The organism is Pseudidiomarina sp. (genome assembly GCF_033722695.1).
Taxonomy (GTDB): Bacteria; Pseudomonadota; Gammaproteobacteria; order Enterobacterales; family Alteromonadaceae; genus Pseudidiomarina.
In genome coordinates this window covers 80153-98185 of record NZ_JAWVYM010000006.1, presented here as the reverse complement: position 1 = coordinate 98185, position 18033 = coordinate 80153, and the positions used below count along the sequence as shown (strand labels likewise).

The following is an 18033-nucleotide window of genomic DNA, read 5'->3' as shown; positions in this document are numbered from 1 at the left end:
CTTGCCGGCACAGTTAGCTCTTGCCGGTTAGCTCTTTCCGGTACTGGGGCCTTTCACGGTGCGTTCCATTGATTCAGCAGAAACGTGCCGCACATCTTTACCCTTCACAAAGAAGATGATGTATTCGGCAATGTTCTGACAACGATCACCGATACGCTCCAGCGAGCGTGCCGACCAGAGCACATTCATGACCTTCGGAATACCGCGCGGGTCTTCCATCATGTAGGTCATCAACTGGCGCGTCAGCGCTTCGTACTGGCGGTCGGCCTGCGCATCCATCTGATGCACTTCATAAGCACTGTCGAGATCCATGCGGGCAAAAGCATCCAGCACATTGTGCAGCATCGACAGCACCTGCTGGCCGAGGTTTTCAAGGCTGACGAGGAATTGCTGCTGGTCATTGTTAAAGCTCTCAAGAGCCACCCGCGCAATACGCTCAGCTTCATCACCGATACGCTCAAGATCAGAAATGGTTTTAAAGATCGCGATAACCAGACGTAAGTCGCTGGCTGCTGGCTGGCGTTTAGCTATGATCTGTACGCAGGCTTCATCAATCTGCACTTCCATCGCATTGATGCTGAAGTCGCGCTGCAGAATCTTCTCTGCCAGCTCATGGTCTGATTTTTCGATGGCGTACAGCGAATCCCGCAGCTGTTGCTCAACCAGCCCCCCCATATTCAGTACCTGATTACGGACCGCTTCCAGTTCTTCATTAAATTTGCCGGAAATATGCCGGCTCATGTTTAATTTATCCATCTCGGCAAGCTCCTGTTAACCGTAACGGCCGGTAATATAATCTTCGGTTTGTTTCTTTTCCGGGGTCGTAAATAGCGTGTTGGTATCCGCGTACTCAATCAGTTTGCCCATATACATAAAGGCTGTCTGATCGGACACTCGCGCCGCCTGTTGCATGTTATGGGTAACAATGACCACGGTATACTTAGATTTTAATTCAGTAATCAGCTCTTCGATAGTGAGGGTTGAGATCGGATCCAACGCTGAGGTCGGTTCATCCAGCAACAGCACTTCAGGCTCGATTGCGATGGCGCGGGCAATAACCAGACGCTGCTGCTGACCACCGGAAAGACCAAAGGCACTGGCATTCAGACGATCTTTTACCTCTTCCCATAAGGCTGCGCCTTTCAGTGATCGTTCCACCACCTCATCTAAGGTGCGGCGGTCGTTCACGCCCTGCAAGCGCATACCATAAACCACGTTTTCGTAAATCGATTTTGGAAACGGATTCGGCCGCTGGAACACCATGCCGATGCGGCGACGCAGTGCCGCGACATCCACATCTTTGTCATAGATATTTTTATCGTGCAGGCGAATCTGACCCGTAGTACGGGAGATTTCAACCAGATCATTCATCCGGTTGATGCACCGCAACAGGGTTGACTTGCCGCAACCGGACGGCCCGATAAAGGCGGTAACCCGGTTCTTCGGGATGTTCATCGAAATATCATATAGCGCCTGTGCGTCGCCATAATGCAAATTCAGATTGCGAATTTCTAATGCTGTCTGCTCAGATGTCAGATTCTCTAAATCAAGAATCTCAGCCTGTGAACTTGTCGGGGTTACCGAAATCATAATAAAGACCTTTTCGCTAAGCTCAAAATTAGTGCTCTAATGAGCGATATTTTTCACGCAGATGGTTACGTACACCGATTGCCGTCAGGTTCAGTCCGACGATAACCGTTACCAGTAAGAACGAGGTGGCGTAAACCAGCGGCCGCGCCGCTTCTACGTTCGGGCTCTGGAAGCCCACATCATATATATGGAAACCCAGGTGCATAAATTTACGATCCAGGTGGAAGTACGGAAAGTTACCGTCCACCGGCAGCATCGGCGCAGACTTCACTACCCCGACCAGCATCAGCGGTGCCACTTCACCAGCAGCCCGCGCTACCGCCAGAATCAGGCCGGTCATAATCGCCGGCGAGGCCATGGGCAGAATAATACGCCACAAGGTTTCTGCTTTAGTCGCGCCCAGTGCGAGACTACCTTCACGCAACGTACTGGGGATGCGTGACAACCCCTCTTCCGTGGATACGATAACCACGGGTAACGTCAGAATCGCCAGGGTAATTGCTGACCACATCACGCCGGGCGTACCAAATGTCGGGCTTGGCAGTGCTTCCGGATAAAAGATCTGATCCAGTGAACCACCCACCATGTACACGAAGAAGCCCAGGCCAAATACCCCGTAAACAATTGAGGGCACACCCGCCAGGTTAATTACGGCGATCCGGATTAAGCGCGTGACCGCGTTGCGACCGGCATATTCGTGCAGGTAAATGGCGGCAATTACGCCAAATGGCGTTACTAACACCGACATCAGTAGCACCATAAAAACAGTACCAAATATAGCTGGGAACACCCCGCCGTCAGTATTGGCTTCCCGGGGATCCTCGGTAATAAAGTTTCCGATCTGCTTAAAAAAGTGGCCAATTTCAGCGAGCAGGCTCATATCATTCGGAAATGTCGCGTCCAGGATGCGATACATTGGCAAGGTTACTTCCACGCCCCGCATATCACGCATCACTACGGCATCCCGGCTTGCTTGCTCTCGTAACGCAAAGAGCTCTTGTTCCAGTTCCTGATACTCGTCGCGCAAGGCTTGCTCACGATCAGCAATCGCTTGCTCCGCTTCCATCGTCAGCTTGTCGTTGAGTTCCAGCCGGCGGCGCTCAAGGCGCAGTTGGTTTAACTGGTAGTTGATGGCACCGATCTCTGCGCTTTGCAGCGCATCAGCCTCTTCACCGATTTCGACAGCGCGCTCAATCCGACGATCCAGTTCATCACGAATCGTTTCGCCAGTTGCCACCGGTTCGCCGTTTTCCAGTACCGCAACCACATAACCGTAGAAGTTACCGTCTTTGCTACGCTCCAGGCGCGCCAGATCTGCCGGAGTTTCATCCCGGACAATTTGCGGCACCATTACCCAGGCAAAATCCAACGGCACATATTCACGGTTGCCGACTTTTAACAGGATCCGGCGTAATGTCGGTTCGTCAAAGTTATCCAGTTGTACACCTGATTCCTGCAGACGCTGAATTGGAATCTCTTCGCTGTCATAAATTTCACCGATAATGGTTTGGGTAGTGCCGTCGTTCGCCTGTACTTCGATTTCGTGAATCGCTGCCGGCCAGAAGAACGACAACCCCCGCCAGGCGATCATCGCCATCAGCCCGAGCACCGCGATCAGACTCACACTTACCGCGCCAGCGGTCAGCCAGATCCAGGGTTTTCCTGATTTAAACCAATGCTTCATGAACATCCTCTCGCTTACATCGAGCTATATTTATCGCGTAACCGCTGGCGTACGACTTCAGCCACGGTATTGAACGCAAAAGTGAAGACAAATAGCACAAAGGCCGCCAGGAACAAGATTCGGTAGTGGGAACTCCCCACTTCTGACTCCGGCATTTCGACGGCAATGTTAGCCGACAAGGTCCGCATTCCCTCGAATATATTCCAGTCCATAATTGGGGTGTTGCCCGTAGCCATCAGTACGATCATGGTTTCACCAACAGCGCGACCAAGCCCCATCATAACCGCCGAAAATATACCGGGACTGGCGGTCAGCAGCACCACTTTGGTGAGGGTTTGCCAGGTCGTCGCGCCCAATGCCAGCGAGCCATTTGAAAGATGTTTAGGTACGCTGAATACCGCATCCTCTGCAATCGAGAAGATAGTCGGAATAACCGCAAACCCCATCGCAATACCCACCACTAATGAGTTGCGCTGATCAAAGGTGATGCCCAGCTCGTTGGTAATATATTCGCGGACGTTACCGCCAAATAACCAGTCCTCGACAATGGGCGACATCGAGAACGAGAACCAGCCCACCAGCACCACCAGTGGCAGCAGAACCAACGCCGCACGGCCATCGGTAAATTGGTTACGCAAACGTTGCGGCAGAATGCTGGTAATCAATGCAAAAAACACAATCGCTGACGGCACCAGAATAATAGTGGCGACAATACCCGGTAAGTAGTTTTCAATCACCGGCGCCAGCCAGAGTCCGGCCAGGAAACCCAGAATAACCGTTGGCAGGGCCTCCATGATTTCCACCGTGGGTTTGACCACTTTGCGGACGCCTGGCGACATGAAGTAGGCAGTATAAACAGCGGCGGCTAAGCCGATAGGCACCGCAAACAGCATGGCGTATGCGGCTGCTTTTATGGTACCGAAAGAAATAGGCACCAGACTAAACTTAGGCTCAAAGTCGTCCGAACCCGAAGTTGACTGCCAGACATATTCTGGCTCCGGGTAGCCTTCGTACCAGACTTCCTGCCACAAACCGCTCCAGGTCACTTCAGGGTGCTCATTTTCCAGCTTAAATGAATGATATTGACCGTCGCTATACATAAGCAGGGTATTCGCCCGGGGATCAATAACCACCCGCTGGGCGCTAATCTGCTCGGGCTTGCCACGATAGAGATCCGCCTGAGAAGTAGTATGGAATACCCCGAGTTCGCCTCCAGCTGATACGGTATAGAAGGTCCGCCGATAGTATTCAGGAATAATCTCCTCGATAGCGCTATCCGCAGCTTTGAACTCACGAATAAACTGATAACGCCGTCCTTCTTCTTCAGCGACTTCAAACCACTGGCTGACAATACCGCTGCTGTGACCAACCAGGATGGAGCTGGCACCGGCCAACAACTGCATGGTGGTGACATCACCTAAACGGCGATCGACGGCAATAACCTGGCGCTCAGAGAGCTTGCCGGAGCTTGAGACATCGTAAATACGTAACCGGTTACCCTGGCGAATCAGCAGCTGACGCAGGTTCGGGGTCACTTCCAGCTGATCGACGGCACCCGGCAAACTGAGGCTGTTGAAGTTTTCGCTCATTTCAACTTCGCCGCTCAGAAAATTACGGGTCGCTTCGAGATAGTTGGTGACCACAGTACCGTCGGCTGTAACCGCAGCGAAAAGCATCGACTCGCCGTCGTATTCATAAGCAAGTTGGGTTAACGCACGCCCTTGTGGGTCAACGGTGATCAGGTCGTGACCGTTAACATACTCGATATGCGGGGTGGTGCTGCGTATACCCTCGACAAACCGGTTGCGGAACTTAGGCTCGATAACCTGGGCTTTACCATCGGCAGTACCGTAGGCATAACGATTATTCTGCGGCTGGGTCGCGGTAAAGCTGGTCGGTGTTGCTGGAACCACCTGTTCGCGCAACAGGATTTCGCCCTGCTGCCAGTCGTTTCCAGGCGATGACTGCAAAGCAAAAAAGCTGAGCGCACCGGTATCGGTAAACTGATAGCCAATCTCCGATTGCTCTTCAATGCCGAGCGCTACCACCTCACCATCTTTAGCAATAGTGAAGTCGCGTTTATCGTCGATGGAAACACCGCGGAAAATCGGCTCAACGACATAAAGCAGATAGAAAAAAATCAGTAACAAGGTGATTAAGACCAGCACACCGCCTAAGGTAACACCCCAGCGGGCGGCTCGATCTTTAAACAACCGGTAGTTACTGGCTCCTAAATTGCTGGATTTTGCTTTAGCCATTAATGCCTCGGTATCGGAAATCTGAAATCAAAAATTTAATGGGGCAAGTATAGACAGTAATTATGACAGTACTGTTACAGCGCTGTCATAATTCTGACATTTTTTACTCTGAGCTCACAATAAGAAAACCCGCCTTAGCGGGTTTTCTTTTACTGCATATAACGATTCTTAATTCAGACCAAGGCGTTCAAGCTCCTGCTCAACCACAACCCGTGGCAGCGGGATATAGCCATCTTTATCGACTATTTCCTGGCCTTTTTTCGACAGCACCATGCGCAGGAATTCAGCAGTTGCCGGATCCAGTGGCTGATTCGGATGCTTATTTACGTAGACATAGAGGAAGCGTGACAGCGGGTATTTACCAGCCAGTGCATTCTCGGTAGTGGCGTCAACATATTCAGCGCCCTCTTCACGGGCTAATGGCACAGTTTTAACACCTGAAGTGATATAACCTATGCCTGAATAGCCAATGGCATTCAGTGAGGTCGATACCGACTGCACCACTGAAGCAGAACCCGGCTGCTCATTCACGTTGTTACGGAAGTCACCGTCACATAACGCCACTTCTTTGAAGTAGCCGTACGTACCAGATACTGAGTTACGTCCATAAAGTTGCAGGTCGCGGTTTACCCAGCTTCCGGTCAAACCCAGGTCGCCCCAGCGCTGTACTTGTTTGGTCGCACCACACAAGCGGGTTGAAGAGAAAATTGCATCTACTTCAGGAATGGTCAGGCCCTGAATCGGGTTATCTTTATGCACAAAAACCGCCAGTGCATCAATTGCAACGCGCACTGCAGTTGGCTTGTAACCAAAACGCTTTTCGAAGGCTTCGATTTCTTTTGACTTCATCGCCCGGCTCATTGGGCCGAAGTTTGAAGTGCCTTCAGTCAGCGCAGGTGGCGCGGTAGATGAGCCAGCTGCCTGAATTTGCATGTTCACGTTCGGGTACATGCGTTTAAACTCTTCTGACCAGAAGGTCATCATATTTGCCAGGGTATCAGAACCGACTGACGAAAGGTTACCGGACAAGCCGCTAACTTTATTATATTCGGGCAGGTTATCTGTAACTTTCTGGGCCTGCGCCGCCGTTGATGCTGCGCTGCTGACAACAGTTGCCAGGCTTAGTGCAAGAAGTGTTGATTTAAGTTTCATATTGACTCCAATAGCCGATGCTTAATAACAGCGTTGTTCTAAAAACAGACTCAGTGTAGTCGGTCAAGATGACAGTTTGATGACAAGGATAAAAAAATGACAGGGAAAATTAATCGCGGATGACCAACTCTTCCGGCACCCGCACAGCGAACTTTGAACCACGGCCAACCACTGAGTCGATCAGCAACTTACAGTGATGATGCTCCAGCGCCTGACGAACAATAGCCAGCCCCAGTCCTGAGCCGCCTTTAGCGCTGTTTCGGTCTTTGTCTATACGATAAAAACGCTCGGTCAGGCGAGGCATGTGCTCAGCCGGAATGCCGGGGCCATTATCGGTTACGCTAAATTCCATCTGTTGCCCCACTGGTAGCCAGCGCACCTTGATTTTACCTTTGGGTTGGGTGTACTGAATAGCGTTAGCCAGTAAGTTCGAGAATACACTTCTGAGTTCATCTTCCCGGCCATACATCTTCTGACGACCAATCTCGAACTCAATATCATGTTCTTTATTCGCATTGAGCCGGTCGGCATCACTTTTCAGGGTCTGTAACATTGCCGGTACATCAACTTTGTGCTCGAAGATATCTACTGCACTACCTTCCATACGGGACAGAGACAATAATTGATCGACCAGTTTACGCATGCGCACGCTCTGATCATTCATGTCACGCACCGCTTTGTTTAGCATGGCGGGCGGCAACGCTGCAGAGTCTTCCATCATTTCCAGATAGCCCTGAATAACTGTCAGTGGTGTTTTCAGTTCATGCGATACATTCGCGACAAAATCATTGCGCATCTGTTCGGCAAGCTTAATCTGGGTGATATCACGAGCCATCAGCAAGTATTGATTGTCGCTGTACGGCATAATCCGAATTTCAAGTTCGATGTCTTCGCGAACCGGTGACGGCAGCGTGATGTCTTTACTAAAGTCACCGATTTGCAGGTAACGGATAAACTCGGGGTGCCGGATTAAATTAGATAAATGAATACCCATATCTGTCGGCCATTTCAGGCCGAAATAAAATTGCCCGAGCTTATTGCACCAGATCAGCCCGCCATCGCGGCGGAACACAATGGCAGCGTCAGGGATAGCTTCTGAAGCTTCGCGAAACCTGCGTAAGATACTGGCAAGGGCGCGGCGGCGCTGCTGGCTGCGGCGCTGAGTACGGTAGATTCCATCGTAAATATAACTCCAACTGCCTGGCGCTTCCGGCGGCAGCAGTCGGCGCCGGCGCCAGAGCCAGTCAATCAGCTTGTACTGATAGTAATAGTGCCAGCTTAACAATCCCAACAAAGCCAGGCTCGTCACCAACCAGAACGCATCAAGGAGCAGGCCCAGCAGCGCGACCGGCAGCAAAAACCATAACAGACCGCGCAACATAAACAGGCCGGAATACTTTTTATCCATAACGGTTGATTATCCGATCAACGTGTTGAAAAGCGGTAACCGACGCCCCGTACGGTCTGCACCAGACGGTCGTGGCCATGGGCAGTAATCGCCTGCCGCAGACGACGAATATGAACATCGACTGTACGGTCTTCAACATACACATTGGTTCCCCAGACATGATCAAGCAACTGCTCACGACTATACACCCGCTCTGGGTGCGTCATAAAGAAATGTAGTAATTTAAATTCAGTCGGCCCCATATCCAGCCGTTCATCAAAAGCGGTCACCCGGTGCGAGACAGGATCCAGACGCAGGCCTTCAATTTCGATGGGTTCGTCCAGCGCGGTCGGCGTCACCCGGCGGAATACGGCACGAATTCGGGCCATCAGCTCTTTAGGGGAGAAAGGTTTGGTCAGGTAATCATCAGCACCCACTTCGAGACCACGGATTTTATCTTCTTCTTCGCTGCGCGCGGTCAGCATGATGATCGGGATATTGCGGGTAAAGTCATCACTTTTTAATTTTTTTGCTAACTGAACCCCGGTTCCGCCAGGCAACATCCAGTCCAGCAGAATCATATCAGGCAGTGGATCAGTGATCTTCTCCAAAGCCTGATGGTAGTCATTTGCTTCTACCGCCTGGTAGCCATGCTGCTCCATAACAAAGCTGAGCATTTCGCGAATGGCGGATTCATCTTCCACGATCAGTATCTTTCTCGACATCTGCATCACCTGTTGTATTTCAGCAACGCTAATTATCAGGATACTTTATGACATTTTTATGACTCTGCGACAAATTTGTGAATTTTATCGCAACTGAATGTCAATCCACACCAAGCGATGGTCCGATGAACTGCTACGCGAGTTGACCAAATCAGCCTTAGGTTGATCGCTGGCAGGCCAGAATACGCCCGCATCGATAACATGTATTCCCGCCTCGGAAGGTAACACGTAATCCGCCCGCTTCCGCCAGCTGGCAGTGTGAAACGGACCATGGTCGTTAGCGGGCGAATGCTCCAGCCCACCCTGACTGGATGGGATTGGCTCCGCTTGCACAGCCGGATGTTTCAGTAGCAGATCGATGGCGCCGGGTACATTGTCATTACCTTCTGTCGACGCATTGAGATCGCCGGCAATGACGAAACGGCTGTCGGCATCAAGTCCGCCAGGCTGTCCCTGGTCGTCATAAATATACTCGCCCTGCCCCGGAGTAATGTAGTCAGCCCAGAAGCGGATTTCGTCATAGTTGCGACGACCATTACGGTTTTCTTCACCGTCGAAAACCGGCGGCGTCGGATGACTAACCAGCACGTGCAGCAGCTTACCTTTTACATCAATAACGACGTCCCAATGTGACTTTGAACTCAGCGGAAACTCTGCCCATGCGGCGTCGCTATACCAGGGTTCATGAGATTCTGGCAGCAACGGACGCAGAGCGCCTGGCATATCGCGCCACTTAAAATCACGAAACGTCCGGGAGGCAATTTGATCAATCGGATAGCGTGACAGCACCACCATCCCATATTGGCCCGGATACCAGCCGTAGCCCCAGGCATCATCCGCCAGCCCCGTTGCCTTGCCATCACGGTTCAGATCAAAAGGGCTGGGCTGGCCGGTATTGACCGGTGCCAGAAACACATAAGGATAGTGTATAGGCGACTCACCATTCTGGCTTACCCCCAGGAACTCCTCCTGGAAGCGATTGATCCCCTGCTCCGCTGGCAAATAATCAAATTCATTCAGCACTAATACATCAGGCCGGGTATGTTGGATAATTTCGGCCACCGCCCGAATCTGCGGGTGATTGTCATCGAGCGCCTGCGCCAGCGCTTGTGCCCCCTGCTCCGCCAGCGCGTCGTCAGACAAATAATTAGAGGCGTCCATGCTGACGTTAAAGGTTGCCACCCGTAAAGCTACAGGATCAGATTGATTTTTTTTGGACATATCGCATCCCGTCAGAAATGTGAGCAACAGCGCTACAAGTAAGAAAGTATAAGACTTCATGAAATGGCATGCCTCGGTGGTAGGGGTGCTGGGACAAAATAAAATAATAAAGGTTCAATATTCTCTATGCAATCGACTTTATATTTGCGTAAAATAGCGTCACATTTTTGACACAATCGCATGCTATAAATGCTTACGATATGTCATCAAGGTTGCTTCTAGCGGTATGACCTTGGCTCGATTTTTATTACAACCCAACTAACTCCAGGAAATAAAGATGAGTACAACTATGCGATTATCCCGCACCGCCGGTGCAGTTGCTGTTGCTCTTGGCCTTGCCTCAGCTCCAGTAATGGCACAAGACACCTCCGCTTCAATGCGGGGTTCCATCGTAGGCCCCCAAGGTCAGGGTGCTGCTAATACCACAGTAGAAATTGAACACATCCCTTCTGGCAGCCGCTTAGAAGTTACCACTGATGAATCAGGTAACTTTATCGTAAACGGTCTGCGGGTTGGTGGTCCATACCGCATCACGCTAGACTCAAACGTATACCGCGACGCGACCTATGAAGAAGTTTTCCTGAAACTGGGTGAGACCTTCCGTCTGACTGCCCAGCTGGAAGAAGAAAGCATAGAGCGGATCCAGGTAACTGCTGAAGCGATTAACTACGCTCAGTTGAACAGCGGCTCATCAAGCTCGTTCGGCGAAGAGCAAATTGAATCACTGCCTACTTATGGCCGTGACTTAAAAGATATTGTGCGCCTGAACCCACTGGCGACACAAATTGGCGAAGGTGATGAGCTGGTCGTTGCGGGTAACAACCCGAAATACAACTCAATCACTGTTGACGGCATCGGCCAGAACGATGACTTTGGTCTGAACGCAAATGGTTATCCAACTCAGCGTTCACCGATCTCTATCGACGCGATTGAGCAGATTAGTGTTGACGTGGTGCCTTTCGGTGCTGAGCACGGTAACTTTACCGGTGCCAAAATCAACGCGGTAACCAAATCAGGTACCAATGATTTCAGAACCTCACTGTTCTATCAGTACACCAGTGATAGCCTTGCTGGCGATCCTGAGCCATCACGTTACGAGCCAAACCGACCAGCTCCTACCCTGAACTATCAGGAGAAGACCTATGGTCTGAGCGTGTCTGGCCCAGTTATAAAAGATACGTTGTTCTTCTACGCAAACTTTGAAAAAACCGATGAGCCAAAGTCTGTTGAAGCTGGTCCTATGGGTTCTAATGCAGCCAACACCGCTAACGTCACGCAAGCCGAAGTCGATGAAGTTATTCGCATCGCACGTGAGGTTTATGGGGTGAATGCCGGTGACTGGAATGTAAACCCGGTAGAAGAAGATCAAAAAGTACTGATTAAGCTGGACTGGAACGTGAATAACGCCCACCGTGCGTCTTTCACTTATCAGAACACTGATGGTAACTCGACCCGTAACAATGACGGCGGCCGCAACGAATTGCGTTTGTCGTCGCATTGGTACAACAATACCCAAGAGCTGAACGCATACGCGCTGCAAGTGTATTCAAACTGGACATCGAACTTTTCCAGCGACGTCAAATTATCGTATAAAACTGTAGAAACCGGCCAAATCCCTCTACTTGGTAAAGGTTTCGGTGACGTAACCGTATATGGTGCAAATGGCCGTATTGCCCTCGGTCCTGACCGCTACCGCCATGCAAACCAGCTGTCGAATGATACCCTCCAGTTCCAATTTAACGGTGATTATCTGACTGGCGATCATTCAATTGGCTTTGGTTACGAGTTTACCAGTAACGACATCTTTAACGTCTTTGTCGAAAGTTCTCTGGGTCGCTGGGAATTTGACTCGATTGCTGACTTTGAAAACCGTCAGGCGTCAGATTTTGCGTACTCAAATGCGTATACTAACGATGCGAATGATGGTGCTGCAGAATTCACCCAAGGTACTCACGTTCTGTATCTGCAAGATACCTGGCAGCCAAGCTGGGACTTAGAACTGACTTTCGGCGTACGCTATGAGCGTATTACTGCTGAAGATGCACCTACTTTCAACCAGCGCTTCTTCGACCGTTATGGTTTCGCTAATACTGAAAACCTCGACGGTAAAGATCTGATCCTGCCACGTTTCGGCATTAAGTATCAGTTGACTGACGATGTCTTGTTACGCGGTGGATTCGGCCGTTACGGCGGTGGTCGTCCTAACGTCTGGATTTCTAACGCTTACACCAATGACGGCGTAACTATCGTACCTTTCGACGATAATACCCTGCCTGGCTCTGTGTACCTGGATAATGTTGACATCACTCAGGTACCTCAAGCGGTTCAGGACCAACTGGTTCCGGGTGATGGTAACACCAACCCTATCGACCCTAACTTCGACCTGCCGACTGACTGGCGCGTAAGCTTAGGTTTTGACTGGACTACTGACCTGGGTATCTTAGGCGAAGACTGGTACACCAGCGCTGAATATATCTATACCCGTCGTAAAGACGATGTTCGCTGGGTTGACCTGGCGCGTCGTCCGTTACTGGACGCAAACGGCAACGTTGTTACGACCGCTGATGGCGGCCGGATTATCTATGTCGTAGACGATCCTCTTGATAACCATGTACCTAACGGTATTGGCGATGATAACGACGTTGATCGGTATGACCTGATGCTGACTAATGGTGACGGCGGCAAGAGCCAGATCTTTACCGCTACTATGGGTAAAGCATGGGATAACGGCCTGAGTTTCCGCACCAGCTATACCCATCAGGATATCGAAGAAGCTGTTGCTGGCGGTTCAAGTACTGCTACCTCGAACTTCCGGTTCCCGATCGCGAAAGACATCCAGAATGTCGAGCCTGGTACTGCAAGTTATCAGATTGAACACCGTTTCATGGCTGATATAACCTATAACACAGAAATCTTCTCTGGTTATAAGTCAACCTTCGGTGTGTTCTGGGAGCGTTACTCAGGTCGTCCGTTCAGCTATGTTCTGGATACCTTCCGTTTCAACAAGTTTGGTGATCAGGATCAGTTCGACAGCACCTCACGTTACCTGCCGTATATCCCAACGGGTCCAAACGATCCAAACGTCGTTTACCGCAGTGGCTTTGGCTATGACGAACTGGCCGGATACCTGGAAGCAGCAGATCTGTTGAAGTACGCTGGCGGTTATGCCCCACGTAACCCGGATCGCGGTCCATGGAACACCACGCTAGACTTGAAATACACCCAGGAATTACCAGGGCTGTGGGAAGGTCATAAAGGCGAGCTGTATGTCAACATTCGTAACGTGCTGGCAATCTTCGATAAAGAAACTGCGCAGCAACACGCGTTCCGCTTCGGCGATAACGGCAACCGTTTAGTATCGGTTAACCTTGATGATCAGGGTCGTTATGTTTATGGCCGGCCGTTCGGTGGTTTCACGAATGAAGCACCGACCACTTACCTGCCAGAGCGTTCAACCTGGCAAGCTAAGATCGGTGTTCGTTACAGCTTCTAAGCTGAGCGCAACACAACAAAAGCCCTCGCATCGCGGGGGCTTTTTTTTACCCGCCGTTTGTCATTTCGTTTTACACTAGGCAGATTAGCTAAGGTAAGGCGTCACAAGGATGCACTATGGATCATGAAGTTTATATGCGCCGGGCGCTGGAGTTAGCGCAACTGGCTGAAACCCACGGTGAAGTACCCGTCGGTGCGGTTTTAGTTCATAACGATGAGATTATTGGCGAGGGCTTTAATCAGGTGATCGGGCTACACGACCCGTCCGCCCATGCCGAAGGCCTGGCTATAAGGGCGGCTGGTCAGCAACTGCAGAACTACCGGTTGGTCGGCTCCACCCTGTATGTAACGTTAGAGCCCTGCGCGATGTGCTCGGGTCTGATCACCCACGCCCGGGTCAAAACGCTGGTTTATGGTGCGCCGGATCCACGTACAGGCGCCACCGGCACAGCCATAACTGTGCTTAATCACACCAGTATGAATCATAAAGTAGAAGTGGTTTCAGGGGTGCTTGAGGCTGAAAGCGCCGCGCTACTGAGAGCCTTCTTCAGAGCGCGACGCTAAACAGTAGCGGCTTAACCTAAATAAACGCGGGCGTTACGGAACATCCGCATCCACGGGCTATCTTCATTCCAGTCATCCGGATGCCAGCTGTTGGCAATGGTACGGAACACCCGCTCCGGGTGCGGCATCATAATAGATACCCGACCATCCGGGGTTGTCAGGCCAGTAATGCCTTCCGGTGAACCATTCGGGTTCGCCGGATATTTAGTCGCAACCTGACCGCGGTTATCTATATAACGCATGGTCACCAGATTTTGCTGCTGCGCTAGTTCCAGGTTGTTACCCTTAAACTCGGCACGACCTTCACCGTGAGATACGGCGATGGGCATTTTCGAACCGGCCATGCCTGAGAAGAACAGCGAATCGCTTTTCTGAATTTCAACCAGGCTAAACCGCGCTTCAAAGCGCTCTGATCTGTTCGTCACAAAATGTGGCCAGAGATCCGCGCCAGGAATCAGTTCTTTCAGATTCGACAACATCTGGCAGCCATTACAAACGCCAAGCGCAAAGGTCTTCTGGCGTTCAAAGAAGGCGCTGAATTCATCACGCGCCCGGCTGTTAAACAGGATTGACTTAGCCCATCCCTCACCAGCGCCCAGCACGTCACCGTAAGAGAACCCACCGCAGGCGACCAGACCGTTAAACTTCTCCAGCGATGTGCGGCCACTCAGGATGTCACTCATATGCACGTCAATGGCTGCAAAGCCAGCACGATCAAAAGCGGCTGCCATTTCAACGTGGGAGTTCACGCCCTGCTCACGCAATACCGCAATGACCGGATCGCGGCCCGTATTAATATAGGGTGCGGCCACATCCTCATTGACATCAAATGTCAGCTCTGCCGACAAGCCAGGATCATCCAGCTTGCGTTTGGCTTCAAATTCTTCATCAGCACAGGCCGGATTATCGCGCAGACGCTGCATCTGATCCGTGGTTTCGGCCCAGACGGCGCGATAATGGCTGCGCATATGCGACAGAATTTCTTCTCCGTGACGGGTAAAACGGACCACATCTTCCCGCACCGGACGGCCAATGGTATGAATGCAATGTTCGAGACCCGCTTCAGCGTAAGCTTGTTTAACGCTGTCCAGGTCTTCATCAGCGACCTGAATAACCGCACCCAGTTCCTCACTAAATAACACAGCCAGATCATCGTCGCCCAGGTTGTCGAGTTCAATCTCGACACCACAGTGACCGGCAAACGCCATTTCCGCTACCGTGACGAACAGGCCGCCATCGGAACGGTCGTGATAAGCCATCAGTTTTTTATCCCGCACCAACTTTTGCGTCGCGGTGAAGAACCCGGCCAGTAACTCAGCTTGATCCACATCAGGAGTCTGTTCACCTAGCTGTCGGTAGACCTGGGCCAGCGCAGAGCCACCAAGACGGTTCTTGCCGGATCCAAGGTCAATCAGCATCAGCTTACTGGAACCTTTATCGGTTCGTAGCTGCGGCGTGAGCGTGCGACGGACATCGCGAACCCGGCCAAACGCCGTGATGACCAGGCTCAGCGGTGAAGTCACCGATTTGTCGCCATCAGCTTCCTGCCAGCGGGTTTTCATCGACATGGAATCTTTACCCACCGGGATGGTGATACCGAGCGCCGGACATAACTCCTCACCGACAGCCTTAACCGCTTCATACAGGCCGGCATCTTCGCCCGGGTGACCAGCAGCAGCCATCCAGTTCGCTGATAACTTCACATGTTTGAGGTCGCCGATATCAGCAGCGGCAATATTCGTCAGTGCTTCACCAACAGCCATACGGCCGGATGCGGCAAAATTAAGCAGGGCCAGCGGCGTGCGTTCACCAAGTGACATCGCCTCACCGGCATAGCTATCATAGCTGGCCGCTGTAACGGCCACATCAGCTACCGGTATCTGCCAGGGGCCGACCATTTGGTCACGCGCCACCAGGCCGGTTACCGTTCGATCGCCGATGGTGATAAGAAAGGTTTTTTCAGCAATAGCCGGCAGCCGCAGTAAACGCTTTGCCGCTTCACTCAGCTTAATACCGTCACGGTTCAACGGCTCGCCTGCGGCTTGCTTAGACTGTGCGTCGCGGTGCATTTTCGGTGGTTTGCCCAAGAGCACATCAAGCGGTAAGTCGATCGGTTTATTATCAAAATGCCGATCCGACACGGTAAGATGTTCTTCCTCTGTCGCTTCACCGATAACAGCAAATGGCGCGCGCTCCCGCTCACAGATTTTTTCGAAGATCTCCATACGATCAGGAGCGATAGCCAGCACATAGCGCTCCTGAGATTCGTTACACCAGATCTCCAGCGGCGACATGCCCGGCTCATCATTAGGAATCTTACGCAGCTCAAACTTACCGCCACGGCCACCGTCACTGACTAGTTCTGGCATAGCATTCGATAAGCCGCCAGCACCAACGTCATGGATAAAGGCAATCGGGTTTTTATCGCCAAGCTGCCAGCAGCGATCGATCACTTCCTGACAACGGCGCTCCATCTCGGGGTTTTCCCGTTGGACAGAGGCAAAATCCAGGTCTTCGGTGGAAGTGCCTGAAGCCATTGATGAGGCAGCACCACCGCCCAAGCCAATATTCATCGCCGGACCGCCCAGTACCACCAGCTTCGCGCCGACCGGGATCTCGCCCTTCTCGACGTGCGTCTCACGGATGTTGCCAAGGCCACCGGCCAACATAATCGGCTTATGGTAACCACGAATCTCTTCGCCGTTATGGCTGTTCACCCGTTCTTCATAAGTACGGAAATAACCGGTCAGGGCCGGACGTCCGAACTCGTTATTAAAGGCAGCGCCGCCGAGCGGGCCGTCGAGCATAATATCGAGCGCGGTAACGATCCGATCCGGCTTACCAAAATCTTCTTCCCACGGCTGTTCAAAACCAGGGATCCGCAGGTTCGATACGCTAAAACCGACCAGACCAGCCTTTGGCTTGGCGCCACGGCCCGTCGCGCCCTCGTCGCGAATCTCACCACCGGAACCCGTCGCCGCGCCCGGATAAGGCGAAATCGCCGTCGGATGGTTGTGAGTTTCGACCTTCATCAGAATATGGACAGGCTCGTGGAAATAACTGTATTCGCCCGCCGCCGGGGAGCCGGCCGGATACGGGTAAAAACGGCCAGCTTCTGAGCCGGTCATTACCGCTGCGTTGTCTTTATAAGCAGACAACACGTTGTCGGGAGTGACTTCATAGGTATTCTTAATCATCTTGAACAGCGATTTCAGCTGTTCTTTGCCGTCGATGGTCCAGTCGGCATTGAAAATTTTGTGACGACAATGCTCCGAGTTCGCCTGGGCGAACATGTAGAGTTCGATGTCGTTTGGATTGCGTTTGAGCGCGGAGAAGTTATCGTACAGATAGTCGATTTCGTCGTCTGCCAGTGCCAGGCCCATCTCAATATTGGCGCGCTGCAGGGCTTCACGACCACCAGCCAGTATATCAATGCTCTGCAATTCAGCCGGCTCTGCTTCGTTAAAAAGAACTTCAGCAGCTGACATTTCATCGAGCACCATCTCGGTCATGCGGTCGTGAAGTAAAGCCTTGGCTTGATCTAATTGTGCGGCGGTCAGATCGCCACTCAAATAATATGCCAGCCCCCGTTCGATACGGTCGATTTGCTGCAAACCGCAGTTATGAGCGATGTCAGTGGCTTTTGATGACCAAGGAGATATAGTCCCCTGCCGTGGCACCACAACCAGCAATTCACCTTCAGGCAGATGTTGAGCTAAAGCGGGCCCGTAGGTCAGAAGTTTTTTAAGGATGGTCTGCGCTTGGTCGTCGAGCTTTTCGCTAACGTCGACAAAATGCATGTATTCAGCGTAAATATCGGTGACGGGCAGGTCAGCCTGGTGCAGGCGTTGTAACAGCTTTTCCGTACGGAATGCTGATAAAGCCGGGGCGCCGCGTAAAATCTCCACAGATCATTCTCCAGAGTTGGGAGCTCTATAAGTTGGTGGTTATTATAATCAG

At 51.7% G+C, this 18033-nt stretch carries 11 protein-coding genes; 2 read left to right on the top strand and 9 right to left on the bottom strand.

Annotated features, from left to right (window positions below; all coding sequences use genetic code 11):
* Positions 1–27: 27 nt before the first annotated feature.
* From phoU to R3196_RS04150, 8 genes are all read right to left on the bottom strand, one after another.
* Complete coding sequence (phoU, locus tag R3196_RS04185) at positions 28–756, bottom strand: phosphate signaling complex protein PhoU (RefSeq protein WP_318935398.1); 729 nt, start codon at positions 754–756, stop codon at positions 28–30.
* A 15-nt stretch (positions 757–771) separates the two neighbouring features.
* Positions 772–1590, bottom strand: coding sequence for a phosphate ABC transporter ATP-binding protein PstB (gene pstB / locus R3196_RS04180; RefSeq protein WP_318935397.1), 819 nt, complete (start codon positions 1588–1590; stop codon positions 772–774).
* Between the two features lie 28 nt (positions 1591–1618).
* Complete coding sequence (pstA, locus tag R3196_RS04175) at positions 1619–3274, bottom strand: phosphate ABC transporter permease PstA (protein ID WP_318935396.1); 1656 nt, start codon at positions 3272–3274, stop codon at positions 1619–1621.
* 14 nt (positions 3275–3288) lie between these two features.
* Complete coding sequence (locus R3196_RS04170) at positions 3289–5532, bottom strand: ABC transporter permease subunit (protein WP_318935395.1); 2244 nt, start codon at positions 5530–5532, stop codon at positions 3289–3291.
* Between the two features lie 168 nt (positions 5533–5700).
* Positions 5701–6684 (bottom strand): phosphate ABC transporter substrate-binding protein PstS family protein, encoded by a 984-nt coding sequence (locus R3196_RS04165; protein WP_318935394.1) that lies wholly within the window; start codon positions 6682–6684, stop codon positions 5701–5703.
* Between the two features lie 109 nt (positions 6685–6793).
* The gene (phoR, locus tag R3196_RS04160) at positions 6794–8092 is read right to left on the bottom strand and encodes a phosphate regulon sensor histidine kinase PhoR (RefSeq protein WP_318935393.1); all 1299 of its coding nucleotides are present in this window, start codon (positions 8090–8092) and stop codon (positions 6794–6796) included.
* 17 nt (positions 8093–8109) lie between these two features.
* Positions 8110–8796 carry a phosphate regulon transcriptional regulator PhoB gene (phoB, locus tag R3196_RS04155; RefSeq protein ID WP_318935392.1) on the bottom strand — a complete coding sequence of 229 codons (687 nt, stop codon included), beginning with the start codon at positions 8794–8796 and terminating at the stop codon, positions 8110–8112.
* An 84-nt stretch (positions 8797–8880) separates the two neighbouring features.
* Positions 8881–10017, bottom strand: a complete 1137-nt coding sequence (locus R3196_RS04150; RefSeq protein WP_318935391.1) for an endonuclease/exonuclease/phosphatase family protein — start codon at positions 10015–10017, stop codon at positions 8881–8883.
* Positions 10018–10294: 277 nt separating this feature from the next.
* Here R3196_RS04150 and R3196_RS04145 point away from each other — a divergent pair, with 277 nt between their 5' ends.
* Both R3196_RS04145 and tadA read left to right on the top strand, forming a co-directional pair.
* Positions 10295–13510 (top strand): TonB-dependent receptor, encoded by a 3216-nt coding sequence (locus R3196_RS04145; RefSeq protein ID WP_318935390.1) that lies wholly within the window; start codon positions 10295–10297, stop codon positions 13508–13510.
* A 116-nt stretch (positions 13511–13626) separates the two neighbouring features.
* Positions 13627–14073 carry a tRNA adenosine(34) deaminase TadA gene (tadA, locus tag R3196_RS04140; protein ID WP_318935389.1) on the top strand — a complete coding sequence of 149 codons (447 nt, stop codon included), beginning with the start codon at positions 13627–13629 and terminating at the stop codon, positions 14071–14073.
* 11 nt (positions 14074–14084) lie between these two features.
* On the opposite strand, the gene purL is transcribed toward tadA, so the two are convergent.
* The gene (gene purL, locus R3196_RS04135) at positions 14085–17981 is read right to left on the bottom strand and encodes a phosphoribosylformylglycinamidine synthase (protein WP_318935388.1); all 3897 of its coding nucleotides are present in this window, start codon (positions 17979–17981) and stop codon (positions 14085–14087) included.
* Positions 17982–18033 lie beyond the last annotated feature (52 nt).

What these genes read in the sequence shown, in the direction of transcription:
- phoU (WP_318935398.1), bottom strand. Translation starts at nt 756, where the DNA reads ATGGATAAATTAAACATGAGCCGGCATATTTCCGGCAAATTTAATGAA.
- pstB (WP_318935397.1), bottom strand. Translation starts at nt 1,590, where the DNA reads ATGATTTCGGTAACCCCGACAAGTTCACAGGCTGAGATTCTTGATTTA.
- pstA (WP_318935396.1), bottom strand. Translation starts at nt 3,274, where the DNA reads ATGAAGCATTGGTTTAAATCAGGAAAACCCTGGATCTGGCTGACCGCT.
- R3196_RS04170 (WP_318935395.1), bottom strand. Translation starts at nt 5,532, where the DNA reads ATGGCTAAAGCAAAATCCAGCAATTTAGGAGCCAGTAACTACCGGTTG.
- R3196_RS04165 (WP_318935394.1), bottom strand. Translation starts at nt 6,684, where the DNA reads ATGAAACTTAAATCAACACTTCTTGCACTAAGCCTGGCAACTGTTGTC.
- phoR (WP_318935393.1), bottom strand. Translation starts at nt 8,092, where the DNA reads ATGGATAAAAAGTATTCCGGCCTGTTTATGTTGCGCGGTCTGTTATGG.
- phoB (WP_318935392.1), bottom strand. Translation starts at nt 8,796, where the DNA reads ATGTCGAGAAAGATACTGATCGTGGAAGATGAATCCGCCATTCGCGAA.
- R3196_RS04150 (WP_318935391.1), bottom strand. Translation starts at nt 10,017, where the DNA reads ATGTCCAAAAAAAATCAATCTGATCCTGTAGCTTTACGGGTGGCAACC.
- R3196_RS04145 (WP_318935390.1), top strand. Translation starts at nt 10,295, where the DNA reads ATGAGTACAACTATGCGATTATCCCGCACCGCCGGTGCAGTTGCTGTT.
- tadA (WP_318935389.1), top strand. Translation starts at nt 13,627, where the DNA reads ATGGATCATGAAGTTTATATGCGCCGGGCGCTGGAGTTAGCGCAACTG.